Annotated in this window: 26 protein-coding genes and 2 riboswitches; of the genes, 1 reads left to right on the forward strand and 25 read right to left on the reverse strand. The window is 44.9% G+C overall.

Features of this window, described 5'->3' with window-relative positions; genetic code table 11:
• Nucleotides 1-114 precede the first annotated feature (114 nt).
• The 3 genes from M1J35_RS14495 to M1J35_RS14505 all read right to left on the reverse strand — a co-directional run bounded on the left by M1J35_RS14495 (nucleotide 115) and on the right by M1J35_RS14505 (nucleotide 3,731).
• Complete coding sequence (locus M1J35_RS14495) at nucleotides 115-1,674, reverse strand: long-chain-fatty-acid--CoA ligase (RefSeq protein WP_254651560.1); 1,560 nt, start codon at nucleotides 1,672-1,674, stop codon at nucleotides 115-117.
• A 165-nt stretch (nucleotides 1,675-1,839) separates the two neighbouring features.
• A complete protein-coding gene (locus M1J35_RS14500) occupies nucleotides 1,840-3,144 on the reverse strand; it encodes a nucleobase:cation symporter-2 family protein (RefSeq protein ID WP_254651561.1) in 1,305 nt (434 codons plus the stop codon).
• Complete coding sequence (locus tag M1J35_RS14505; protein ID WP_254651562.1) at nucleotides 3,141-3,731, reverse strand: xanthine phosphoribosyltransferase; 591 nt, start codon at nucleotides 3,729-3,731, stop codon at nucleotides 3,141-3,143. Before M1J35_RS14505 ends, M1J35_RS14500 begins: the two co-directional genes overlap by 4 nt.
• A gap of 112 nt (nucleotides 3,732-3,843) precedes the next feature.
• A riboswitch (purine riboswitch) is annotated at nucleotides 3,844-3,945 on the reverse strand.
• Nucleotides 3,946-4,191: 246 nt separating this feature from the next.
• On the opposite strand from M1J35_RS14505, the gene M1J35_RS14510 reads away from it, so the two are divergent.
• Nucleotides 4,192-4,440 carry a hypothetical protein gene (locus M1J35_RS14510; RefSeq protein WP_254651563.1) on the forward strand — a complete coding sequence of 83 codons (249 nt, stop codon included), beginning with the start codon at nucleotides 4,192-4,194 and terminating at the stop codon, nucleotides 4,438-4,440.
• A 52-nt stretch (nucleotides 4,441-4,492) separates the two neighbouring features.
• Here the strand turns inward: M1J35_RS14510 and M1J35_RS14515 are convergent, their stop codons facing one another.
• The 22 genes from M1J35_RS14515 to M1J35_RS14620 form a co-directional block, all read right to left on the reverse strand.
• Nucleotides 4,493-5,062 (reverse strand): precorrin-2 dehydrogenase/sirohydrochlorin ferrochelatase family protein, encoded by a 570-nt coding sequence (locus M1J35_RS14515; protein WP_254651564.1) that lies wholly within the window; start codon nucleotides 5,060-5,062, stop codon nucleotides 4,493-4,495.
• Nucleotides 5,043-5,798 (reverse strand): sirohydrochlorin chelatase, encoded by a 756-nt coding sequence (locus M1J35_RS14520; protein WP_254651565.1) that lies wholly within the window; start codon nucleotides 5,796-5,798, stop codon nucleotides 5,043-5,045. Before M1J35_RS14520 ends, M1J35_RS14515 begins: the two co-directional genes overlap by 20 nt.
• Nucleotides 5,799-6,563, reverse strand: coding sequence for a uroporphyrinogen-III C-methyltransferase (gene cobA, locus M1J35_RS14525; RefSeq protein WP_098440314.1), 765 nt, complete (start codon nucleotides 6,561-6,563; stop codon nucleotides 5,799-5,801).
• Nucleotides 6,564-6,574: 11 nt separating this feature from the next.
• Entirely contained in the window at nucleotides 6,575-6,799 is a 225-nt protein-coding gene (locus tag M1J35_RS14530; RefSeq protein WP_224519938.1) for a DUF3906 family protein, read from the reverse strand.
• A gap of 13 nt (nucleotides 6,800-6,812) precedes the next feature.
• Nucleotides 6,813-8,423: a nitrite/sulfite reductase gene (locus M1J35_RS14535; RefSeq protein ID WP_224519937.1), complete on the reverse strand. Its 1,611-nt coding sequence runs from the start codon at nucleotides 8,421-8,423 to the stop codon at nucleotides 6,813-6,815.
• Between the two features lie 12 nt (nucleotides 8,424-8,435).
• Nucleotides 8,436-9,038, reverse strand: a complete 603-nt coding sequence (cysC, locus tag M1J35_RS14540) for an adenylyl-sulfate kinase (protein ID WP_224519936.1) — start codon at nucleotides 9,036-9,038, stop codon at nucleotides 8,436-8,438.
• A gap of 21 nt (nucleotides 9,039-9,059) precedes the next feature.
• Nucleotides 9,060-10,196: a sulfate adenylyltransferase gene (sat, locus tag M1J35_RS14545; protein WP_224519935.1), complete on the reverse strand. Its 1,137-nt coding sequence runs from the start codon at nucleotides 10,194-10,196 to the stop codon at nucleotides 9,060-9,062.
• Between the two features lie 43 nt (nucleotides 10,197-10,239).
• Nucleotides 10,240-11,262, reverse strand: a complete 1,023-nt coding sequence (locus M1J35_RS14550) for a sulfate permease (protein ID WP_254653767.1) — start codon at nucleotides 11,260-11,262, stop codon at nucleotides 10,240-10,242.
• A gap of 57 nt (nucleotides 11,263-11,319) precedes the next feature.
• Complete coding sequence (locus tag M1J35_RS14555) at nucleotides 11,320-12,018, reverse strand: phosphoadenylyl-sulfate reductase (protein WP_254651566.1); 699 nt, start codon at nucleotides 12,016-12,018, stop codon at nucleotides 11,320-11,322.
• 103 nt (nucleotides 12,019-12,121) lie between these two features.
• Complete coding sequence (locus M1J35_RS22850) at nucleotides 12,122-12,277, reverse strand: YezD family protein (protein WP_224519933.1); 156 nt, start codon at nucleotides 12,275-12,277, stop codon at nucleotides 12,122-12,124.
• A 77-nt stretch (nucleotides 12,278-12,354) separates the two neighbouring features.
• A riboswitch (SAM riboswitch) is annotated at nucleotides 12,355-12,460 on the reverse strand.
• A gap of 165 nt (nucleotides 12,461-12,625) precedes the next feature.
• The gene (locus M1J35_RS14565) at nucleotides 12,626-13,030 is read right to left on the reverse strand and encodes a MaoC/PaaZ C-terminal domain-containing protein (protein WP_254651567.1); all 405 of its coding nucleotides are present in this window, start codon (nucleotides 13,028-13,030) and stop codon (nucleotides 12,626-12,628) included.
• Nucleotides 13,027-13,476 carry a MaoC family dehydratase N-terminal domain-containing protein gene (locus M1J35_RS14570; protein ID WP_224519931.1) on the reverse strand — a complete coding sequence of 150 codons (450 nt, stop codon included), beginning with the start codon at nucleotides 13,474-13,476 and terminating at the stop codon, nucleotides 13,027-13,029. Before M1J35_RS14570 ends, M1J35_RS14565 begins: the two co-directional genes overlap by 4 nt.
• A gap of 24 nt (nucleotides 13,477-13,500) precedes the next feature.
• A complete protein-coding gene (fabG, locus tag M1J35_RS14575; protein ID WP_254651568.1) occupies nucleotides 13,501-14,259 on the reverse strand; it encodes a 3-oxoacyl-ACP reductase FabG in 759 nt (252 codons plus the stop codon).
• A gap of 21 nt (nucleotides 14,260-14,280) precedes the next feature.
• Nucleotides 14,281-15,456 carry an acyl-CoA dehydrogenase family protein gene (locus tag M1J35_RS14580; RefSeq protein ID WP_061809227.1) on the reverse strand — a complete coding sequence of 392 codons (1,176 nt, stop codon included), beginning with the start codon at nucleotides 15,454-15,456 and terminating at the stop codon, nucleotides 14,281-14,283.
• A 26-nt stretch (nucleotides 15,457-15,482) separates the two neighbouring features.
• Complete coding sequence (locus tag M1J35_RS14585; RefSeq protein ID WP_254651569.1) at nucleotides 15,483-16,457, reverse strand: quinone oxidoreductase family protein; 975 nt, start codon at nucleotides 16,455-16,457, stop codon at nucleotides 15,483-15,485.
• 11 nt (nucleotides 16,458-16,468) lie between these two features.
• Entirely contained in the window at nucleotides 16,469-17,242 is a 774-nt protein-coding gene (locus M1J35_RS14590) for an enoyl-CoA hydratase/isomerase family protein (protein WP_371928677.1), read from the reverse strand.
• A gap of 13 nt (nucleotides 17,243-17,255) precedes the next feature.
• Complete coding sequence (locus tag M1J35_RS14595) at nucleotides 17,256-18,338, reverse strand: phosphotransferase family protein (protein ID WP_254651570.1); 1,083 nt, start codon at nucleotides 18,336-18,338, stop codon at nucleotides 17,256-17,258.
• A gap of 16 nt (nucleotides 18,339-18,354) precedes the next feature.
• A complete protein-coding gene (locus M1J35_RS14600) occupies nucleotides 18,355-18,771 on the reverse strand; it encodes an acyl-CoA thioesterase (protein ID WP_061809223.1) in 417 nt (138 codons plus the stop codon).
• A gap of 77 nt (nucleotides 18,772-18,848) precedes the next feature.
• Nucleotides 18,849-19,415: a TetR/AcrR family transcriptional regulator gene (locus M1J35_RS14605; protein WP_254651571.1), complete on the reverse strand. Its 567-nt coding sequence runs from the start codon at nucleotides 19,413-19,415 to the stop codon at nucleotides 18,849-18,851.
• Nucleotides 19,416-19,449: 34 nt separating this feature from the next.
• The gene (locus M1J35_RS14610; RefSeq protein ID WP_254651572.1) at nucleotides 19,450-21,045 is read right to left on the reverse strand and encodes a long-chain-fatty-acid--CoA ligase; all 1,596 of its coding nucleotides are present in this window, start codon (nucleotides 21,043-21,045) and stop codon (nucleotides 19,450-19,452) included.
• A 45-nt stretch (nucleotides 21,046-21,090) separates the two neighbouring features.
• On the reverse strand, nucleotides 21,091-21,840 hold the full coding sequence (locus M1J35_RS14615) for an SDR family NAD(P)-dependent oxidoreductase (RefSeq protein ID WP_254653768.1): 750 nt from the start codon (nucleotides 21,838-21,840) through the stop codon (nucleotides 21,091-21,093).
• Nucleotides 21,841-21,859: 19 nt separating this feature from the next.
• Nucleotides 21,860-23,089 (reverse strand): acyl-CoA dehydrogenase family protein, encoded by a 1,230-nt coding sequence (locus M1J35_RS14620; protein WP_254651573.1) that lies wholly within the window; start codon nucleotides 23,087-23,089, stop codon nucleotides 21,860-21,862.
• Nucleotides 23,090-23,113 lie beyond the last annotated feature (24 nt).

Consider the following 23,113-nt stretch of genomic DNA (forward strand, 5'->3'; position numbering starts at 1 on the left):
GGCGTTTTGAATTTCATTATCTTTAAAATTCTTCATATATCTCTTGTTTTCTACCTTACATGCTTATTTTTCCGTTTTAGAACATATGTTTCATTTTGATTCAACAGCCCTTTATTATTGTTTTTCCTGGTGTTTAAAATTCTCCCTCAGCAGGAACTTTTGAATTTTCCCACTTGCATTACGTGGAAGCTCATTCACAAATACATATTCCCGTGGCCTCTTATAATCTGCCAACAGATCACCATTCTTCAAAAATAAATCTAGATCCCCCGATGAAAGAGAAGGATTTTTCGATACCACTACTGCCCAAACCTGCTCTCCCCATGTTTCATCAGGCTGACCGAGGACGGCGACATCCAACACATCTTCATGAACATGGAGGGCGTCCTCTACCTCACGGGGATAGACGTTCTCCCCTCCTGTAATCACCATATCATCTACCCTGTCGGCCACATACAAATATCCTTCCTCATCCATGAAACCTAAGTCACTGGAGTGGTACCAGCCTTTATACAACGCTTTTTCCGTCGCTTCCTTCCGGTTAAAGTATTCAAGCATCGTGCATGAGCCCCTGACAATGATTTCCCCGACTTCACCGGGTTTACATGTATCTTCAGGATCAGAAGGGCCATTCTCATTCGGTCTTACCACTCGTATTTCATGGTTATAAGCGGCACGACCGGCGGAACCAGCCTTCGTCAGCTGTTCATCCTGGAGCAGGAACGTAACCGCTGGCCCCATTTCCGTCTGACCATACGCCTGGATCAGGTCGACATTCATCGTTTCATGAAGAGCCCTGACAAGAACAGGCGCCATCGGGGCAGCCCCGTAGAGACCGATTCGAAGTGATGAAGTATCATACTTCTCCACCCCATGCTGGAGAAGCATATTCCACATGGTCGGTGCCGCGAAAAGATTGGTGACTTTCTCACGTTGTATGACATCCAATACCGTCTGGGGATTGAACTGATGAACGATGATATTTTTCGCTCCCGCTTGTACCCGTGGAAGGAAACAACAATGAAGTTCGGCACAATGGAACATGGGCGCTGTCACAAGTCCGATATCATTTGGTGTAAGCCCCATAACCGATGTACAAATCAAGCTTTGCTCCGCCATATCCCGGTGTCTGTGGAGCACTCCTTTTGGTCTGCCGGTGGTACCGCTCGTGTACATGATGGCATATTTGTCCGTGTCTTCTACTGAAAAATCAGCAAGTGCCGTGGAACAAGGACTCACTACCTCATGATAGCTTTGAGCAAATGCTGGCGTGTTGTCCCCCACATACCAAAAAAGGGTCCGAGGAAAGTTCTTGGATATCCCATCAATCGGTTGGGAAAGAGCTTCTTCAAACAGTACGACCTTAGGTTCTGCATCTTCCAATATAAAGTGTATTTCCTTCCCTTTCAGCCGGAAGTTTATCGGATTGATCACGGCACCGATTTTCCCGCATGCAAAATAGACATTGGCTAACTCCAATGTATTGAATAGATACGTAGAAACCCGGTCCCCTTTCCTTACGCCTGCTTCCAAGAGGGCATTGGCCACACGATGTACTTCATCCTGCCACTCCCCAAAGGTCAACCGTTTACCAGTCTTCTCTTCTACGATTGCCTCCTTATTGCGGAATTTCATTACCGTTTGGTCAAAAATAGATCCAGTGGTTGCGTACATTTTCTTCCTCCTTCTAAGTAAGGTGTTCCATTCTGACACATTCCCTACCCATAATGTTCGTGACCGGTGTCCTTTTCCCCTCCTTGATATCAGATAATTCAGAAATATAACATGAAGAAAAAACCGTCATCTCTAAATGGAATAGAAATGACGGTTTTATCAAAATTATGAAGCTTTTTGCTCCCTCACCACAACATTCAACTTACGTTTAGATAACACATTAAAAAAGATATTCAGCCCAATCGCGGTTAAACTTCCGGCCACGATTCCGTTATCCGTCAAGATGCGGATGCTTGTTGGCATTTGAGCAAACAATTCAGGGACAGCCGTTACCCCAAGTCCCATTCCTACAGAACACGCGATGATTAATAGGTTCTCCTGTGAAGCAAAATTCACGTGACTAAGCATTTTAATTCCGTACGCGACCACCATACCGAACATGGCGACCATCGCACCTCCCAATACGGAAGAGGGAATCACAGTGGTGAGTGCTCCGATTTTCGGGACCAGACCAAGGATCACAAGGAAGGCACCCGTTGCATATATCACATTATTCCTCTTCACACCTGAAAGCTGAACCAATCCGACATTCTGGGAATACGCCGTATACGGAAATGCGTTGAATAATCCACCGAGGACGATGGCCAATCCTTCTGCACGATACCCTTTTGCTAAATCTTCTTCTGAAATCTTTTTATCAGTGATATCCCCAAGGGCGAAATACACGCCCGTTGACTCTACCAGGCTGACCATGGCTACAAGAATCATCGTGAGGATGGCTGTTATTTCAAAGGTCGGCATCCCGAAGTAGAATGGTTTAGCCATATGAAACCACGAAGCATCGCCAACAGCACTGAAATCGACTTTTCCGAGAACGAAAGCGACCGCCGTTCCTGCCATCAGTCCGAGCAAAATGGATACTGAGCGGACAAAACCTGTAAAGAATTTATATAAGAATAATATGAATACCAACGTTCCAAACGCTAATGACAAATTTTCCAATGAACCAAAATCCGCACTCCCCTGACCGCCTGCCATATTGTTCATGGCAACAGGGATCAGTGTGATTCCAATAATCGTCACGACAGAACCCGTCACGACTGGCGGGAAAAAGCGGACAAGCTTCCCAAAATATTTACTGATCGCAATGACGAATAGACCTGAAACGAGAATCGATCCATAGATGGCTGAGATCCCATATTGACCTCCAATCGCGATCATGGGCCCGACTGCCGTGAACGTACATCCCAGTACAACGGGTAGTCCGATCCCAAAGAATCGATTACTCCACACTTGCAGCAGGGTAGCGATTCCACACATGAAAATATCGATGGATACAAGATACGTAAGCTGTTCTCCCGAAAGTCCAAGGGCCCCTCCGACAATCAAGGGGACAATGACCGCACCCGCATACATGGCAAGAACATGCTGGATACCAAGTGAAGCCAGTTTAAGAGGTTGATCCTTCATGATACAGTCGCATCCTCTTCCTTAAATTGTACTTCTCCGTTTTCAAGGGACTCAATTTCAGCTAAAGATTCCACTCTATAGCCCGTATCCCGAACGATTTTCCCACCATTTTGAAAAGACTTTTCAATGACAATTCCGATTCCGGCAACAACCGCTTCCGCCTGTTTCACTAAGTCGATCAACCCCAATGCTGCCTGCCCATTTGCCAGGAAATCATCGATCAATAAGACTCGATCATTTTTTTGTATGTACTCCCTCGAGATGGAAATGGTATTTTCTTCTTGCTTTGTGAATGAATACACCTTTGAAGTAAGAACTCCCTCTGTAAGCGTCAACGATTTCTTTTTTCGTGCAAAGACAAGTGGAACATTCATCTGAAGGGCAGCCATCACACCTGGCGCGATCCCTGATGATTCAATGGTCAGTATCTTTGTGATTCCTTCTTCTTTGAAACGATACGCAAATTCTTTCCCAATTTCCATCATCAGTTCCGGATCAATTTGATGATTTAGGAATGAATCGACCTTTAATACCGTTTCCGAGAGGACGACACCCTCCGCTTTGATCTTATTTTTTAATACATTCATGTATGAACCGCTCCTTTACCTGTTGTAGATACTAAAAAACCCAAAGGATATTGTGCTCACATCAGAGTGAGACAATGACCTTTGGGTTAGGCAAAGAGCGTCCATAAAGACGCATCTATCATTGCTCACCCATAGTCGGACCATTTACGGTAATCCGGTAGAAACTCGCGGGCCATATCCCCGCTATTATATGAGTGAAAAAGTAAGATTGTTTTGATAGTGGTTAGTATACCGTCAACTTATCCTTTTGTAAAGACTCATTTCCTAACATTAAAACAAATTTAAAGTTAAATGTTCGTGAAAAAAGAAGTGTTTTCTAACGATTCCCTTTACAAAGGGAAATAGGTTCAGAAAATATCTCATTGATAAAATAGATAAAAAGTCATATCTTCAATGGTCAGAACTATAATCATATTATGTAGTGATTTTTTCATCTTTATTGGAAAACAGGAGGGATTTTATGAAACAAAATGCCGTTGCCATAGGTCTTAAAGTATTTGCATGGTTTTTATTTTTTGCCGGTAGTATTACCGCAATGAAATTGGATGTTTCTAAATCCGGTATTTTCGGGATCGAGGATATGACATCTGCCATTTGGCTGCTATATCTTCTTTCTTTGGGAGCAACGATGTTTTTCTTAGGATTAAGTGAGCTTGTACATTTGAATCAGCAAAAAATAAATCAGAGCCTTGTAGAGGGCGGATCATAATCTTCATAGATGACAAATGAGTAAAGCATGGGGAAACTATACTCCCCATGCTTTACTCATTTTCCATTACCTCAAGCTTATACGAAAGTTCTCTTAACAGCTTTCTTTTTTCCCATTCAGGTAAATCCGATGCTTTGATATCCTTTCTCTCAGATGAAATGATTGCAAGCTTCTCAATGAAGGAATCATCAAATGATTGAGACAGTTGATTCGTAAGCTTCTTTGCTAAGAATGGACTAGCACCGCCTGTAGAAACAGCAATGGTGAAAGTCCCTTTTTGTGTAAAGGAGACCATCTGCATATTTCCACAATCCCCATCGTCCACTACACATAGAAGCTGATTTCTGTCGGAGTACTTTTTCACCTGCTCGTTCACCGATCGCTTATTCGTGGCAGCGATGACGATGAACGCTTCATTCACATCATCTTCCAGCACTTCTCTCTTGATCCAGACTATTTTCTTCTCTTCATGTAGTACTCTGATCTCATCGACCACTTCAGGACTGATGATGGTAATATTTGCTCCCTGCTCAAGAAAGACAGAGAGCTTACGAAGTGCCACTTTTCCTCCACCTATAATCGTCACTTGCTTATCCTTCACATCAATCATGATTGGCAGCATAGTCTTCTCCTTTGACCCACAGAGATTCATTTACCCGGTCCAGAAATGCCTGCTCCACAAGAGGGTCATACCCTAAATAGTTCGCCAGGAGGATATGTTGATTATGGGTTCTGCGGATTTCTTTCTCGATCCCTTTCATCAATAACCCGGTGAATAGGAGATAAGGCACGAAGACGACGTTTCCCTCTGTATTTTTTAAGGACTCCAGAGTCTCTGTAAAGCTCGGTGAGGCTGCCGTTAAATAGCATGTTCTTACCTCGCTTATCGCTGTTTTTCGGTGGACAAGCTCAGCTAGTGCACTGAGATCCGTCTTGACATCCGGGTCTGAACTCCCCCTTCCGATTAAAATGACCGTAGTTAATGGATGACGTGGAGCAGCCTCCTCGATTTTATTAATGACACTTTCGACCATCCGTTCGTGTACGCCGATTGGACGTCCGTATTTCACCCTGATATGAGGATATAACCCCATGCATCTTTGGATTTCATCAGGGATATCCTTCTTGGCATGGACCGCCGTCAGAAGAAGGAGTGGTACGACAGTCAGGTGAGTGGCCCCTCTGTCTACGCATGCACGGAATCCTTCTTCAATGGAAGGGCTGGCAAGTTCAAGGAAGCTTATTTCCTGAATATCCGCCTCGACATGTTTCTGACATCGCTTGATGAAGGCAACAGCTTCTTCACGGGCTTTCACCAAACGACTGCCATGGCACACATACAATACCGCACGTTTCATCTATAAAGCCTCGCTCATGATCATTTTCTTTTCAAACCATTGAATTTTCTCACGGTACCGTACCACTTCGCCTACGATGATCATGCTTGGATTTTCTATTTTTTCCTCTTTCACGATATCAATGATGGTATCAAGGGTCCCTGTAACGGTCTTTTGCACTTCTGTCGTCCCCCAGTGAACAAGTGCCACAGGGGTATGCTTGGATTTGCCATATTGTATGAGCTTTTCTCTGATATAAGGGAGGTTGCTGACTCCCATATAGATGGCCAGGGTATCGATTCCCTTCGATAAGCTTTCCCATTTTTCATCTTCAAGTTGATTGTTTTGTTTATGCCCCGTCACAAATGCAACGCTTGAGCTTGCATCCCTGTGAGTGACGGGTATCCCTGCATAGGCAGCGGCTGCGATTCCTGACGTGATACCCGGAATGATTTCAAAAGGAATCCCTTTTTTCGCGCATGCTTCCGCTTCTTCACCGCCTCTTCCGAATACAAAGGGATCTCCCCCCTTTAACCTGACCACCACTTTTCCGCTTGCCGCGTAGCGTACCAGAAAATGATTGATCGTGTCTTGTTTCATCGTATGATAGTTTGGCAGTTTTCCACAGTAGATCAAATCTGCCCCTTTCTTCGCGTATGTGAGAAGTTCCTTGTTCACCAGGCGATCATAAAGAATGACGTCTGCTTTTTGGATGGATTTCAGCGCTTTTACCGTGATCAGTTCCGGATCTCCGGGTCCCGCTCCGACTAAATATACCTTTCCCATTGTTTCCCTCCTCAGGATGTAATGATGGTTTCCTGTTCGTACAGGACAAATCCTGCACCATTTCCCCGGATTCTCTTTTTTTCATAAAGGGAGATATCCTCGACATCCGGCTTTTTCAAAAAATACTTCTCAAGTTCGACCTCAACCAGATCAAACGCTTTTTCATCCGTGTCAGCTGCTACGACGACAATCGTGACAAGGTCCCGGGCAGTGACTTCAAATCGATATAAATTCATCTATCTAGCCTCCTTATGCTTCCTGCAGCAGTTGATCCAACGATTCCTGAAGAGGAGTGGTACCGACTCGGTTGATATAGTCAAAGAACGTTTCCCCTTGTTCCTTTGTTTGTTTGAAATAAATCAAGAGTTGCTTGACGACTTCGGACAGATTGGCGGCTTCCACTTTCCCTTTCAGCTTTTCATTCAATTTCCCGCCGTCCTGAAGGGTACCCCCTACATAGATTTCAAAGGCTTCGATCATTTTCTTATCTTTCGTCCTCATTTTGATTCCCTGGAGACCGATGTCTGCAATTTGTCGCTGACCGCATGAATTGGGGCAACCCACCATATGGATTCTCACTGGGACATCCAACGTCAATTCCTGATCCAAGTCATTGGCGATCTGTCTCATCCGCTCCTTTGTCTCTACCAAAGCAAGATTGCAATATTCGATTCCTGTGCACGATACAGAGTACCCGATGAAAGATAAAGGACTCGTTGAAATCCGGTCAAAGATCTTTTCGTTAAGCAAAGCATCCACATGCTCATCGGGGATATTCGGAATGATGAGATTCTGAGAATTACAGTTTCTGAGTTCACCATTTCCATATTTCTTTGAGATCCTTGCAAGCTCGAACACTTCATCGGAGTTCAGCCTGCCGACAGGAACATTCAGCCCCACGTAATTAAGTCCTTCCTGTTTCTGTGGGTGGACCCCGTAGAAGTATCCAGCGTTCCATCCTTTCACTGCGTCTGTCCCTGCCGGAAGAAGCTCTACATACTCCAGCAGTTTTTCCTTGAACTTCTCAGGCCCCCAGTCGGCCATTAAGAATTTCAAACGGGCTAAATGCCGTTTTTCACGATATCCGTAGTCGCGAAAAATGGTCGTAAGGGCAATCGTTACGTCTTTCACCTGATGGGGAAGGACGAATACGTCCAATTCTTGTGCCAGAAGAGGTCTCGAAGACAAACCACCTCCGACCTTCAGGTGAAATCCGTTCTTCTCTTTCCCGTCTATCTGCTTTTTCGCCGGAAGGAAAGAAACACAGTTGATTTCGGCATTCGCTGCATTATTGAGATTGGCGGAAATCGCTACTTTATACTTTCTCGGTAAATTCGAAAAGTCTTCGTTATGCTGGAAAAAGTCATAGACTTCCTTCACAACGGCTCTTGTGTCAAAGAGTTCATCCGGATCGATGCCAGCAAGAGGATTTCCGACGATGTTACGTGTGATATCCCCACATGCCCCTGCAGAAGACAATCCCACTTTTTCCAGACGCTTGAAGATATCAGGGATTTGTTCAATCTTCAACCAGTGGAACTGGATGGCCTGACGGGTCGTGATATCATAGACGTCCCTGCCGTATTCCTTACAGATGGAAGCAAGCTCCCTTGCCTGATCATACGATAAGATGCCGGAAGGGACATTGACCCTCATCATGAAATATCCGTCTTCTTTAGGTCTTTGCAAGTAAAGGCCAGCCCACTTGAATTTATCCCATTCCTCTTTGGGGATGGAAGAGAATCCGTTTTTGGCATAATGCGGAATATCTTCGAATATCTTCAATCCGTCTTTTTCGAGCTTCCATTGTTCTGTTTTGTTCAGCTTTTCATTTGACTCCCAAGATTTCTTATATGCCATGTTTTTCTCTCCTTATATCAATTGTTTTTGCTTTAATTCCGTCAAAAGACTCTCTACACATTGTTCAATTGAGTTCCTTTCTGTATCCAGGACGATTTCCGGATTTTCCGGTTCTTCATACGGAGCACTAATTCCCGTGAAATGGGTGATCTCCTGTTTACGGGCTTTTTTGTATAACCCTTTTGGATCACGCTTTTCACATTCCTCCAGGGAACAATGTACGTATATTTCCAGGAATTCTTCAGGGCCGACCAGGCTTCTCACAAGATCCCGGTCTTTTCTGAAAGGTGAAATAAACGCGGTGAGCACAATTTGACCGCTATCAATGAAAAGTTTCGACACTTCACCTATCCGTCTGATGTTTTCTTTACGGTCGTCCTCGTTAAAGCCCAAATCCTGATTCAATCCATGACGGACGTTATCTCCATCCAGAACGTACACCTGCTTTCCCTGATTAAAAAGGGAGGCAGCAAGTGCATTCGCCACTGTCGATTTACCTGAAGCGGATAATCCTGTGAACCAGAGAATGAAACTTTGATGACCATTCTTTTTCCTTCTATGCTGCTTGGTGATTGTTGATTCATGCCATACAATGTTTTCTTGTTTTTCACTCAAGCTATCTTCCTCCCCGGCCGATTATTTGGATTCTTGTTTGAGACCCTTGATCAATACATCAATGACCTCTGGACGACTGAATGTTGAAGGAGGGACTTCCCCGTTCCTCAGCATTCCCCTTACTTTTGTTCCGGATAGGATGACGTGATGCTCTTTTCCATGGGGACAGGTTTTTGTCGTCGCCATCCCCTCACATTTCTCACAATAGAAGCTATGTTCGAAGCGAAGAGGGGTAATCCCGATCTCTTCTTCCGTAAACTGATCAAAAATCTTTTGGGCATCATAGGTTCCATAATAATCACCAACCCCTGCATGATCCCTCCCGACAATGAAGTGAGTACATCCATAATTTTTTCTCACTAACGCATGAAAAATGGCTTCTCTAGGCCCTGCATATCTCATAGCAGCAGGAAAGACGCCGAGAAATACACGGTCTTTCGGGTAATAGTTCCTCAGGAGAACGTCATAGCTCTTCATCCGGATTTCAGCAGAAATATCATCCGCTTTCGTTTCACCCACCAGCGGATTTAAAAATAAGGCATCCACCGTTTCCAAAGCCGTTTTCTGAATGTATTCATGCGCCCTGTGAACAGGGTTTCTTGTCTGGAAACCAACAATCGTTCTCCATCCCTTATCATTGAACCTTTTACGTGTTTCAACTGGATCGAAGGTATACTCCCTGAAAGGCTTGGAGAGCCTTTTCACTAGTGTAATCTTACCTCCGACATACACATCACCGCGCTCGAATAGCTTCTTTACTCCGGGATGTTCCCCGTCCGTCGTTCCATAGACAAGAAGGGCTTCTTTATATTTGTCAGGTTCGTAGATATCCTCTACGTCGATAACCCCGTATGTTACTCCTTTATAGACCAGTCTGCTCCTTTTCCCTATCTGTACAAAACCAGCCTGCTCCTTATCGATGGGCAAAGTGATGGGAATGCTCCATACACATCCGCTCTCAAGCCGTAATGATTCCACCACGGTCTGATAATCCCGATTGGACAAGAATCCTTCTAAGGGACTGTAAGCACCGATTGCAATCAGTTCCAGGTCACTCAATGCGATGTCGTCCAATGGCAATTCGTGTACGATGTCCTTATAGGATTTTTCAGGTAAATAAGATTGGACCAGTACTCCTCCGTGTGGCTGTAAACTCATGTAAAATATCCTCCTTAACATATTTGTTTAATCGGGATTAAAATCAAATGCCTCCTCCATCTTCGTGGACAGACCGTCTTTCCTCATGAATGACCCTCATCAGGGACAACGCACCTACTGTGGCAATAATGACGCTTATCGGTACAACAATTGAGTACAGATCACTATCGATCAACAATTTGACCAAAAAGTATGAAATACTGAGTGAAATCAAGGGGGAGACCACCCAGATTTTGACGATTTTTTTGACGATTTTCTTTTGCAGCATGTGCTTGCCGTTTTTAGATACACCCAAACCAATAATGGAAGAGGACGTAACCTGAGTCAGAGGGATCGGCAATCCATACAGAGAGCTCAAGATGACGAGGAAGGCTCCTGTTGAGGAAATGACAATTCCTTCAGCTTTAGAATATTGCGTAATTTTCTTGCCGTTTGTTTCGACTACTTTCTTTCCCAGTAAAACAGCTCCCAGTGCAACAAATGCACCACCAATCAAGATTCCACGTGAAGGTGATATCAGCTCTGCCCCCACCAAAGGACCAACGGCATTGGCAACATTATTCATGCCTGCTGAGAAAGCTTCAAAGAATCCAGCGATGATCAACAGATAAGCAAGCCACTGTTTATCAAAATGATACCCCCGCTTTTCAAGCTGAACTAAACCCAATCCTGCAAGCCATGTTACGAAAAAGGCGATGACAGGGACGATCACCCAGAAAGACATGATCGTAATAAGTGATTTTACATACAGAACCTGATAAGCTACCCCGACTCCTACAACCGCGCCAACCGTTACTTCACTCGTAGATAGCGGAATGCCGATCACATTCGCAAGAAACAATGAAATCGTTGCGGATAACAAAATAATGAGAACGACCTTTATCGACAATAGATTCTGTGGGATGATCCCAGAACTGATTGTCTTTACAACCTCTCCACCACCCAGAACCGCTCCACTCAGGACACCTGCCGCGCATATCCATAGCGCTGTCCGGATGTTCTTTATTGCGCCTGCACCATATGCCACTCCCATTGACGCTGCCGCTCCGCTGGCACCAATGTTCATGGCGAAGAACAAGCTGATCAGAAGGGCCGAGATTTCAAGCAAATCCCGTCACCCTATCTAATGGAGACCGCATTCTGTCTTTCCTTTTCCTTTCCATCTTCCGGAGCGAAGATCATTGACATCAATAGCCGGTGTGGTGCAATGGAAGCAGCCAATGCTCGGATACCCTTGATCGTGAAGGGGGTTATAAGAAAGATTATGCTTATGGGTATAACGCCAGATCTCCTTCCACGTCCAGTGAATCAGCGGACAGATTTTAACGGATTGAAATTTGTCATCTTTATTGATGAATTCAACATGTTGTCTTGTTGGGGATTGTTCCCTCCTTAATCCTGAAATCCATGCGTGCCCCTTGGATAATGTTTCTTTTAACGGGTCAAGCTTCCGAATTTGACAGCATTGGTTTGGTTTGGTTTCCCATAACTTATCCCCATATGCCTCTGCCTGCTCCTTGAGGGTCAACTGAGGCTTTTTCATATGGATGGTCAACTCGGGATACGCCTTCTTCACTTTCTCGATGATTTCATACGTTTCCTTGAAATGAACCCCTGTATCAAGGAATACAATGGTTGCCTGCGGTTTCACCTTGGATATGAGATCGATAAGCACAATGCCTTCTATCCCGAAACTGCACGCATATACAACCTCGTCACCATAATGATCATATGTCCATTTCAGGACGTTAAGCGCTCCTTTATAGACAGGATCCACTTCAAATTCCATGGATGCCTGTTTCCAAGTCTGATACGTTAACATAGTACACCCCATTCCCTGACGCTTATCCAAAGAAAAAGAGGCGGTAACAAAATATAAGGAGTCCCTATATTTTTGCTACGCGCCTCTAGTTTGTCTAGTCAGCTTATTTTATTCGGACTTTCTCATTTTTCTCTAATTGAATGACTTTTCCATCCTGTACGATAATCGTGATTGAACCAAAGCTCATGGTTTCAAGCATGGACTGGATTTTCTCTGCTACCAAGTCAAACTGTACATGCTGGTTCTTCTCTTTTTTCACATGATACCCCCAATTTTCTTCTTATCCAGATCAGAAAAAAACAACTTCCCATTTTGGAAAGTTGTTCAGGTAAGGTTACCTTATCTTCCAAAATGACTTCACATTTTGCTGGAATTAGCACCTTACAATACGTAGGTTGCTGGGCTTCGCAGGGCCAGATCCCTCCACCACTCTGGATAAGAGTTATTCATTTTAATATTCTAAATAATATCACAATTACAGCAGAAGTCAACCCGAGTTTTTCGATCGGATTTATGTCTTTTGTCTTATTTTATTCAAACATCATTCCATACATGTTTATTCGATTGGGGGTGGTTCTACGACAATTTTTCATAAAGCATTGCGCAACTATTCAAGGACCCTAAACGCGACGTTACCCTCAATTACGTTCTTCCCGGCTTGTTTTGTGGCTAAAACCTTAAAATGAAGGAGGTTTTCCTGTTTGTCCGTCAATTCTGCCCGTAATGTCACCACATCATGTAACATGACCATCCCTTTAAATCGTACCGAGTAATCCTGGATAAACCCTTCCTCATAGTGTGGGCTGAAAAGTTTGGACACATTGCCCATCGTCCACATTCCATGAGCGATGATTCCTGGAAGACCCAGCTTCAAGGCTTCATCATCGATGGTGTGTATCGGATTGTAGTCTCCGGAAGCTCCTGCGTATTTGATCAGGTCCATCCTCGTGACCGGAGCGAGTTCAACCGGGGGGAGTGTATCTCCTATTCCGAATGATTGTAGTATTGTCATTTACTCAACCTCTTTCTGACTTCTTCTGTAATAATGACAATCGCCTGGGAAGTGAAGATTCTTTCCCCACGAGAATCTTCCCCGACATCTTCGATGACAAGGAATCCCAGTTTCCCCCCGGTACCTTCCCGTTCATAATAGTTTTTTATTTCCGTATAACATTGAATCGTTTCCCCTACCTTCAAAGGTCTTTCATAATGAAAGGATTGTTCACCGTGAATCAACCCATCATTCGGTAAATGAAAGCCTTCGATCGAACCATAGTCGAATACTCTCGGAAAGGTGGGAGGGGCAATGTTCCCCCCATAAGAGGAGGACTTCCCGGCATCTTCATCCACATAAAAGGGATGGGGATCGCCAATGGCGTCTGCAAATTTCCGAACCGCTCCTCTTTCCACTGCATTTCGGGTGGAAGTAGACCTCTTTCCGATATAGGATTCAAACATATTCTTCACCTCTTTCTTCTTTATTCAGGCTTTCGGCCCTCCAGCAACGTAGAGAACCTGACCATTGACGAATGAAGATTTTTCATCTGCAAAAAAAGCGACGGCATTTGCAATATCTTCAGGAGTCCCGCTTCTTCCAACAGGGATTCCCTGGAGACTTGCTTCCACTAATTGATCGAAAGTGATCCCGATCCGTTTCGCAGTTTCTTTCGTCATATCGGTTTCAATAAAGCCCGGTGCTACAGCATTCGTGGTGATTCCGAATGGACCAAGTTCTATGGCAAGGGTTTTCGTCAAGCCTTGAAGACCTGCTTTAGCCGTTGCGTAGTTTGCCTGCCCGCGATTTCCCAATGCTGAGGTGGATGAAATATTGATGATGCGTCCGTACTTTTGTTTGACCATGTATTGTTGGGCTGCCTTCACTACATTGAATGAACCCTTTAAATGCACATCCATGACCGTCTCCCAATCGTTTTCGGTCATTTTGAATAACAGATTATCCCTGATGACCCCTGCATTATTCACCACAATGTCCAGGGAACCAAAAGATTCATATACTTCCTTCATAGCATTTTCAACTTCCCGGGATTCTACGACATTTGCCACTTTTGTATACAATTCATATTGTTTAAATACCTCACTCGCTTCATTCAACGCATCCTCATTGACGTCGATGATGGCCACCTTGGCCCCTTCTTCAGCCAGTAATCCGGCAATTGCCCTGCCGATCCCTCTGCTTCCACCTGTAACTAAAGCCACTTTTCCTCTGAATCGCTCTCCCATTTCGTCTGCCTCCATTTCTGTTTATACAAATTGCCCAAGTTTCACATGACCTTTTAATAAGTTCCTTGAAATGATCAGTTTTTGAATTTCATCGGTTCCATCATAAATGCGCCATAACCTTGCCTCCCGGTACCATCGTTCGATCGGCAGCTCTCTTGTATAGCCCATACCACCATGGATCTGGAGGACGCGATCTACGACCCGATTCCCCATATTGGATCCATATAGCTTGGCCATCGACGCAACGTGACGATTGTCTTCCCCTTGATCGAGTGTGAATGCTGCATTTAGCACGAGCCAGCGGGCCGCTTCAATTTCCACGGCTGAATCCGCAATCTGCCACTGAATCGCCTGCCGGTCCGCGATAGGTTTTCCAAATGTTTCTCTTTCTTTCGAATAGTCGATGGCCATTTGAAGAAGTCTTTCTGCTGCTCCCACCGCCTGGGCCCCAACAATCCAGCGGGCAAATCCGATCCACTCCAATCCCAGATTGTAGCCGCCATCGATTTCACCAAGGATATTCTCTTCAGGAACCCTTACATCATCAAAGAAAAGACTTGCCGGGCCCCATTCCCCCATTGTATGGATATATTCGGATTTCCAGCCCATGCTTCGATCGGCGATGAAACAAGTGACTCCTTCCCGACCTGTCCGACGATGTTTTTCTTTATCCGTCACGGCCATGACCATGACGAAATCTGCTTCGTTTCCACCGGTAATGAACGTTTTCTCACCATTTAATATCCATTCGTTTCCGTCTTTCACGGCTGTGGTCCGGATATTACGGGTATCAGATCCCGCTCCGGGTTCGGTCATGGCAAAACATGATTTCTTTTCTCCATTGATTGTCGGTATCAAATAGTTTTTCTTCTGCTCATCGTTGGCGTAGTACAGAATGTTATCCGCATATCCTCCAAAGGAGAACGGAACAAAGGTCTTGGAAATTTCCATATAGACGATGGCCATCATCATTTGACCGAGATCAGCCCCTCCGTATTCCTCGGGAGTGTTGATTCCCCAGAAACCTGCATCCTTGGCCTTCATTTGCAGCTCTTTCTTTTTTTCCGGAGAGAGGCTGGGCTTTCCCTCCCTTTCATTTCGCAACACTTCATTTTCTAAAGGAATCAATTCTTTCTCTACAAATTTCCGGATGGTCTTTTGGATCATCTTTTGTTCATCTGACAAGCGTAAGTTCATTTTTATTCCCCCCTAATAAGATAAAATTATGGCTTCAGGATCACTTTTCCCACTGTCTGTCTTCCCTGCATGAGGGAGTGGACCTTTGCCGCTTCTTCCAATGGGAACACGTGCCCCACTGTGACCTTTAAATCTCCGTTCGCCACGTAATGAAAGATTTCATGAAGGGTTTTTTGGGTCAACTCAGTGTCCCTCATCAGAGGAGGAAGGAAAAAACCGGTGACCGATTGATTTTTTGCCATTAAGGAAGAGGGATAGAATCTGCTTTGCTCCCCGCTTGCTACACCGTAGATGATCATTCTCCCGAAGTGGGCAAGGCATTTTAATGTTTTGTAAAAGACGTCACCACCTGCCATCTCCAGCGCAAGATGCACACCCTTTCCACTTGTAGCATCCAGAACTTTTTTCTCCCATTCTTCCTCTGTATAATTGACCAGTACATCTGCTCCCATATCTTCTGCTAAGCGAAGCTTCTCCTCGGTGCTTGCAGTGGCGATCACTTTACCTGCACCGAATCGCTTTGCGAGTTGAACGGCTAAGAGCCCTACACCACCTGCAGCCGCATGAATGAGGACCGTCTCACCCTGCTCGAGTCTCCCAAGTGTTTTCAAAATATGATACGCACTCAGTCCCTGTACAGGTATTGCAGCCGCTTCTTTAAAATCCAAGCCATATGGAAGGGGGATGATGGATCGTTCATCTGTCATGGCATATTCTGCATACCCGCCTGAATCCATCATCGCTACGACCCGGTCTCCTTTTTTGATCCTGGTCACATCTTCTCCGACTTCGGTTACGATGCCTGAGACTTCCGCACCGGGAATGTAAGGAAGGGGGGTCTTTACCACATATTGACCTTCTCTCCTGGCCGTATCCGCATAATTGACAGCAGAGGCATGCACTTTGATCAATACCTCCCTCCCACGAGGTGAAGGCATATCAATGTCCACATTCTTCAACACATCAGGACCACCGAACTCCCTAAATTGGATCGCTTTCATCTATACTCCTCCTAATTCCCCGAAAAAGAGGGGGTCCTTTTTTCTTTAAACGCTGAAACTCCTTCTACATGATCTTCCGTTGAAATCATCAGGGTTTGAGTGATTCTTTCCTGCTCCAGTATTTCATCCAGGGTAGTGGTGAATGAACGATCAATCATTTTTTTCATCATGCCGTAGGCTTTGCTTGGACCCGAAGCGAGTGTAGAAGCCAGCTCATATGTTTTTTCTTCCAGACGATCAGCGGACACCAGCCTGTTAATCACCCCTAATTCATACATTCTCCTGGCAGAAACAGGTTCTCCGGAAAAAAAGAACTCCTTTGCAAGATGAGGGCCGATCAACCGTGGGAGAAAATAAGAACCCCCTCCATCCGAAATGAGCCCTACTTTGGAAAAGCTCAGTGCAAATTGACTTGTTTCCGATGCAATGATTAGATCACATGCCAATGCTAAATTAAATCCGGCACCTGCGGCGAAACCATGGACGGAGGCAATGACCGGCTTTTCTATTGTTTTGATGGCTTTGATACATGAATTCAGTATTCCGATATGTTCATAGACTTGGGCTGATGTGGCACTTCCCATCGTTTTTACGTCGCCACCAGCAGAGAATGACCTTCCGGCACCGCGGATTACGATTGCCCGGATCTCCTGATTCCGCCCAGCCTCTTCTACCGCTTCTATCAATCCGGTAAGCATATTCTCATCAAATGAGTTTAAGCTGTCTGGTCGATTCAAGGTAACATTCAACACCCGGTCATTCATTTCGACTAATAATGATTGCATCCTATTCATCCCCTTATATTTGTTCCCTGGAATCAAATGCTGCCTGATTACCCAGGGTAATTAAAGACTCGGCAAACCGATCGAACCCGGAAAAACGGGCATCACTTGTCTGACCCATCTTAAAACGGTAATAAATTTGCTGCACAATAACCGCCAGCTTAAAGTAGGCAAAAGACAAATAGAAATGAATGTGATTTACGTCCCTGCCGCTTTTTTCTGCATATTTTTCAATAAACTCTCTTCTGCTGTAAAAACCGTCCATGATGGTCACTGGAGGCTTCCCGAGACCGTACTTTAACAATTCAGGATCATCTTGCTGGATCCAATACCCCATGGCGACACCCAGATCTGCAAGGGGGTCTCCGACGGTCGCCATCTCCCAATCGAATAAACCCACCATGGATGTCAGGTCTTCAGAAAACATACTATTGTTTAATTTAAAGTCATAATGAATGATCGTGGACTCAGCATTTTCCGGAACGTTTCTGATCAACCATTGTGTGAGATGTTTTACATCACGAATCTCACTTGTTTTGGCACGTTCATAGCGATTGATCCACCCGTGAACCTGTCTCTCCATAAAGTGTTCGGGTTTACTGATTTCATGTAGTGAGGTTTTGGTATGGTCAATGGAATGAAGCTCAACCATTCTTAAAACCATTTCTTCCGAGATTTTCTTGCACACCTCAGGCGTTACATTCAGATGAGGGGGAAATGATGTATCGAATACTTCCCCCCTTTTTCGTTCCATGATGAAGAATGGGCTTCCGACTATCCCTTCATCTTCAGAGAATACATAGGGTTTTGGTGTAACGTCGAATAAAGGGTGGATCTCTGAAAGGATCCTGAATTCTCTTTTCATATCATGTGCCTTCGGTGCGACGGGCCCTAAGGGGGGACGTCTTAAAACCCCTTCCCATTCTCCCATTGAAAGCAAATACGTTAGATTTGAGTGACCTGCAGAAAACTGTTTAATGCTCAACTTTTCTTGTTGCAGATCAGGAAAATGCTCAACCAGGAAGTCATGTAATTTCCTTTTATTTAATTCTTCTCCTTTTCGGACTGAAACCGTTTCATATTCCATTCGCTCCGCCATGTTACCCCTCCCAGATTCAAGAATATTCAGTTTTTTCAGAACGAAAATGATTGTTTAACTGAGCTTTTAATAGATCAGGGATTGCTTTGCTCCGTTGTTCCTGAAAGTCAAAATATACAATGACCGCGTTTCCCCTTGCGATCAGTTGATGAGTCTCCGCACACAGGATATCATGGTCTAACTGAAAACTCTTGGATCCGATTTTGGAAACATCGGTGGTGATGACAAGTTCTTGATTAAAATAACCCTGTGATACGAAATCACATTTGGTGGAAGCCAGGATAAACTGCCAATCCTTCACGTCCATATCGAATCCGATTGTTTGAAAGAATTTAATTCGCGCTTCCTCTAAATAGACAAAGTAAGTGGTATTGTTAATATGCCCCAGTGCATCTGTTTCGCAGAATCTACTTCTTACGGTGATAGAATCCATTTATCCGCCTTCTTTCATTATAAATACTAACCAGTCGGTATGTTAAAGGAAGAGGAAATGCTAAAACCGCTTCCCCTCTATTGTGTTTGAATTCCTTTCAAGACCATATCGACAAACGTGCCTGCGATTTCTTCATCCGTCTTCGCCCCGTCAGGCTTATACCATTGATAGCTCCAGTTCATCATCCCAAGTATACCGAAGGCTACAACGGAAACATCAAAGTCGTTTCGGAAATCCCCGGACTTTCTTCCTTCTTTCAAGAGCTTTTCAATATTGTATCGGTACATATCCCGCTTGGGTTCGATTTGGTCCACACTTTCATGGCTTAAGTGTCTTATCTCCCTGAAAAACACTTTGGCACTGGCTCCTTGTTCTTTGATGTCCACGATGGAAAGATGAATGATGTCAAAAAGTTTCTCGCGGAAAGATTTACTCCCATCTTCCAGTATTCTTTCCTGCTTGGACAATAAGCCATCGATATATCTCATATGAATTTCCTTTAGAAGCTCTTCTTTACTGGAAAAGTAATAGTAGAATGTTCCTTTTGTCACCCCGATCGATTCAACGATATCCTGAATGGACGTGACGGTAAAGCCTTTTTGATCAAATAATCGTACTGCTTGCTCTGTCATTTTTTCTTTCATATGAAGTCCCCTCAATCTGCAAATATCCCCTGAATTATATCACATTTTCCCGGAGGTCCCTTCTTAGTATCTTCCCTACACTCGTCTTTGGAAGTTCATCCCGGAATTCAATAATCCTTGGGACTTTGAATGAAGACATATTCTCCTGACAGAACCCCATCAATTCCTGTTCTGACACCTTTTCCCCAGCCTTAAGGACAATCACGGCTTTCACGGTTTCTCCACGATAGGAGTCAGGGACCCCGATTACGACCGCTTCCTGTACAGAGGGATGTTCATAGATGACTTCTTCCACTTCCCGGGGATACACGTTATATCCTGAAGCAATGATCATATCTTTCTTTCGATCCACTATCGATACATACCCTTCATCATCCATCCGGGCAATGTCTCCTGTGTATAGCCATCCGTCACGAAGGGCATTGGCGGTTTCTTCAGGTAAATTCCAGTACCCCTTCATGACTTGGGGACCTTTGATGATCAGCTCTCCAATGTCTCCCGGAGGTACTTCCTTCATGCCGGTCGCTATATCCACTACCTTATAATCTGTAGACGGGAGGCCGATTCCGACAGTTCCAGGCTTTCTTTCTGCAAAGGCGGGATTACAATGGGTCGTCGGCGAGGCTTCGGACAAACCATACCCTTCCAATATCTTTGCCCCTGTTTTCTTCTCGAACTGATTTAAGAGTTCAACAGGCATGGGAGCACTGCCGCTGTTACATAGCTTGATCGAATGAATCCCATAGTCTTCTGCAGAAGGATGATTCGTAATCGCCACATACATGGTCGGCACTCCAGGGAACAATGTGGGTTTCTCCCTCTTAATGGTTGATAATACTTCTGAGAGCTCAAAACGTGGCAGCAGGATCATTTCATTTGCTGTATAAATGGAAAGATTCATGCATGAATTCATTCCAAATACATGAAAGAAGGGAATTACACTCAGACTTCTTTCTTCCCCTGTTTGAATGCTTTCTTTAAAAAACCGCTGACTTTGCATGACATTTGAAAGGATATTGCTATGTGTGAGCATCACACCCTTGGACACGCCGGTTGTTCCTCCTGTGTATTGAAGGACCGCAACATCTTCCGGCTCTATTGAAATGGGGGAAACCCCACCGTCCCCAAGCCTCAAAAATTCACCGAACGTATAATCCGTCTCTTGATCCTCTCCTTGGAAGCTGACGACAATGATCGTTTTCACCTTGGTTTCCTTTTGAATGGATTGAATCATGGGATAAAAGCGGTCCAATACAATGATGGTCTCCGCCCCGGAGTCATTCAGTAAATGAATGAGTTCCCTTTCTACAGACATTGGATTAACCTGGGTAACAATTCCGCCAGTGGTAAGGATCCCATAATAAGAAATGACATATTGGGGACAGTTAGGGAGCATGATGGCAACCCGGTCTCCTTTCTTCGTCCCGATATGCTGGAGGGACGAGGAAAACAATGTGACGGCACCTTGAAGTTCACGATACGTCATGCGCTTTTGATAGAAGCTTATACACGGGTATTCAGGGTAACTTGATACGGTTTGTTGAAGCATATGGGGTATTGAGAAATCAATTGCTGGTATATCAGTATCGAACGATTCAGGATAATGAACGTGCCAGGATTTAGTTGTCACAAAATCATTCCTTTCATTTTTTTATTCTGATGCCACTGCACGGTCTTAATAGATCAATCCACCACCATCAACAGATAACGTGGAACCGGTGATAAAGGAGGCTTCATCCGATGCCAGGAACAAGATGGCGGAGGCAACTTCATCCGGGTTTCCAATCCTCCTGAGAGCATTCGATTGAGAAATCACCGACCACTTCCTTTCATCTTGTTTCCACCCTTCAATGATGTTTGTATCGATGACACCTGGAGCTACAGCATTTACCCGGATTCCTTCTTTTCCGTACTCCAATGCGGCATTTTGCGTCAACAATACCACTCCGCCTTTTGCCGCATTATAAGCTGATACGTATTTTCTCCCCTTCAGACCCAGAAGACTTGAAACATTCACGATGACCCCGCCTTTTTTCATCAGTTCCGGTACGCAATATTTCATTCCAAGAAAAATGCTCTTTAAGTTGGTATCAAGGACATCATCCCATTCCGTTTCTTCCAAATCGACACTCCTGACTTCCGACTGACCGATTCCGGCATTGTTCACGAGGATATCCAGACTTCCGAAATGCTCGACTGTTTTATGTACGAGCCCTTGAATGCTTTCACTGTCTCTGACATTCGTCCTTACATACACCGCCTGCCCATTTTTTTCCCTGATGAGTCTTACCGTTTCCTCCCCCCTCGATTCCTCCAGATCTGCCACAACGACTGATGCCCCTTCTTCAGAAAATCTTAAAGCGGTCGCACGTCCTATTCCACCGCCTCCTCCAGTGATGATCGAAACCATTCCCGATAGCCTCATATTCAATCACTCTCTCTTCCTAGCTCTCTACCGGAGAGGCTTTTTGATATTTTCTCAGTTCTAATTTTGCGAGTTGGGCACGGTGTACTTCATCAGGTCCGTCGGCAAGTCGTAATGTACGGGCGTTCGCCCACTGTGCCGCCATCGAATGATCACCTGATACCCCGGCCGCCCCAAATGCCTGAATGGCCCGGTCTAACACCCGTAACGCCATGGAAGGGGCCACTACCTTGATCATCGCGATTTCCTGTTTGGCCAATTTATTCCCTACGGTGTCCATCATATAAGCAGCTTTCATGGTCAGAAGGCGAGCCTGCTCGATTTCAATACGTGAATCAGCGATCCATTCCATCACGACCCCCTGACTTGAGAGCGTCTTTCCGAATGCTTCCCTGTTTTGAACACGCTTACATAATTCTTCAAGCGCCCTTTCCGCTGCACCGATCAAACGCATGCAATGATGGATCCTGCCTGGTCCTAATCGCCCTTGAGCAATGGCAAAACCTTTCCCTTCCGCCCAGATCATATTTTCCAGGGGCACCCGCACATCGGTAAAGGTGATTTCTCCATGACCATGAGGAGCATGATCGTATCCAAAGACCGGAAGCATCCGTTCGATTTTCACACCCTCCGCGTCCAATGGGACGATGATCATCGATTGCTGCTCATGTCGTCTTGCATCAGGGTCTGTTTTCCCCATTAAGATGGAGAAAGTGCACCGGGGATCCCCAGCGCCGGAAGACCACCATTTCCTGGCATTGATGACGTATTCATCCCCATCCCGAACGATGCTTGCCTTGATATTTGTGGCATCGGATGAAGCGACTTCCGGCTCCGTCATCGAGAAACAGGAGCGGATCTCACCATTCAGGAGGGGGATCAGGTATCGCTCCTTTTGGGCAGGGGTTCCATACCGCTCCAACACTTCCATATTACCGGTATCGGGAGCGTTGCAGTTGAATACTTCCGGACCGATCAAAGACCTGCCCATGATTTCGCAAAGCGGTGCATATTCCACATTACTTAATCCCGCCCCATATTCACTTTCTGGTAGAAATAAGTTCCATAACCCTTGTTTCCTTGCTTCTTCTTTTAATTCTTCCATGATGGGCGGGACTGAACTCCATCGGGTGTCCTGCCTGTTTAATTGCTGTTCATAAAGGGATTCATTCGGGTATACGAACTCTTCCATAAAGCGGGAGAGTTTATTTTGATATTCTTGTACTTTTGGAGAATAGGAGAACTCCATGACATCCAACCTTCCTTTTTAGAA

This window comes from Rossellomorea sp. KS-H15a (assembly GCF_024195245.1).
GTDB lineage: Bacteria > Bacillota > Bacilli > Bacillales > Bacillaceae_B > Rossellomorea > Rossellomorea vietnamensis.

What these genes read in the sequence shown, in the direction of transcription:
- M1J35_RS14595 (WP_254651570.1), bottom strand. Translation starts at nt 18,338, where the DNA reads ATGGCGGAGCGAATGGAATATGAAACGGTTTCAGTCCGAAAAGGAGAA.
- M1J35_RS14505 (WP_254651562.1), bottom strand. Translation starts at nt 3,731, where the DNA reads ATGAATGTATTAAAAAATAAGATCAAAGCGGAGGGTGTCGTCCTCTCG.
- M1J35_RS14510 (WP_254651563.1), top strand. Translation starts at nt 4,192, where the DNA reads ATGAAACAAAATGCCGTTGCCATAGGTCTTAAAGTATTTGCATGGTTT.
- M1J35_RS14605 (WP_254651571.1), bottom strand. Translation starts at nt 19,415, where the DNA reads ATGAAAGAAAAAATGACAGAGCAAGCAGTACGATTATTTGATCAAAAA.
- M1J35_RS14520 (WP_254651565.1), bottom strand. Translation starts at nt 5,798, where the DNA reads ATGAAACGTGCGGTATTGTATGTGTGCCATGGCAGTCGTTTGGTGAAA.
- fabG (WP_254651568.1), bottom strand. Translation starts at nt 14,259, where the DNA reads ATGGGAGAGCGATTCAGAGGAAAAGTGGCTTTAGTTACAGGTGGAAGC.
- M1J35_RS14530 (WP_224519938.1), bottom strand. Translation starts at nt 6,799, where the DNA reads ATGAATTTATATCGATTTGAAGTCACTGCCCGGGACCTTGTCACGATT.
- M1J35_RS14580 (WP_061809227.1), bottom strand. Translation starts at nt 15,456, where the DNA reads ATGAACTTACGCTTGTCAGATGAACAAAAGATGATCCAAAAGACCATC.
- M1J35_RS14600 (WP_061809223.1), bottom strand. Translation starts at nt 18,771, where the DNA reads ATGGATTCTATCACCGTAAGAAGTAGATTCTGCGAAACAGATGCACTG.
- M1J35_RS14585 (WP_254651569.1), bottom strand. Translation starts at nt 16,457, where the DNA reads ATGAAAGCGATCCAATTTAGGGAGTTCGGTGGTCCTGATGTGTTGAAG.
- M1J35_RS14515 (WP_254651564.1), bottom strand. Translation starts at nt 5,062, where the DNA reads ATGCTGCCAATCATGATTGATGTGAAGGATAAGCAAGTGACGATTATA.
- M1J35_RS14555 (WP_254651566.1), bottom strand. Translation starts at nt 12,018, where the DNA reads ATGTTAACGTATCAGACTTGGAAACAGGCATCCATGGAATTTGAAGTG.
- M1J35_RS14550 (WP_254653767.1), bottom strand. Translation starts at nt 11,262, where the DNA reads ATGAACATTGGTGCCAGCGGAGCGGCAGCGTCAATGGGAGTGGCATAT.
- M1J35_RS14620 (WP_254651573.1), bottom strand. Translation starts at nt 23,089, where the DNA reads ATGGAGTTCTCCTATTCTCCAAAAGTACAAGAATATCAAAATAAACTC.
- M1J35_RS14570 (WP_224519931.1), bottom strand. Translation starts at nt 13,476, where the DNA reads ATGTTTGAATCCTATATCGGAAAGAGGTCTACTTCCACCCGAAATGCA.
- M1J35_RS14565 (WP_254651567.1), bottom strand. Translation starts at nt 13,030, where the DNA reads ATGACAATACTACAATCATTCGGAATAGGAGATACACTCCCCCCGGTT.
- M1J35_RS14535 (WP_224519937.1), bottom strand. Translation starts at nt 8,423, where the DNA reads ATGGCATATAAGAAATCTTGGGAGTCAAATGAAAAGCTGAACAAAACA.
- M1J35_RS14590 (WP_371928677.1), bottom strand. Translation starts at nt 17,242, where the DNA reads ATGCAATCATTATTAGTCGAAATGAATGACCGGGTGTTGAATGTTACC.
- M1J35_RS14500 (WP_254651561.1), bottom strand. Translation starts at nt 3,144, where the DNA reads ATGAAGGATCAACCTCTTAAACTGGCTTCACTTGGTATCCAGCATGTT.
- sat (WP_224519935.1), bottom strand. Translation starts at nt 10,196, where the DNA reads ATGAGTTTACAGCCACACGGAGGAGTACTGGTCCAATCTTATTTACCT.
- M1J35_RS14615 (WP_254653768.1), bottom strand. Translation starts at nt 21,840, where the DNA reads ATGAGGCTATCGGGAATGGTTTCGATCATCACTGGAGGAGGCGGTGGA.
- cobA (WP_098440314.1), bottom strand. Translation starts at nt 6,563, where the DNA reads ATGGGAAAGGTATATTTAGTCGGAGCGGGACCCGGAGATCCGGAACTG.
- M1J35_RS14495 (WP_254651560.1), bottom strand. Translation starts at nt 1,674, where the DNA reads ATGTACGCAACCACTGGATCTATTTTTGACCAAACGGTAATGAAATTC.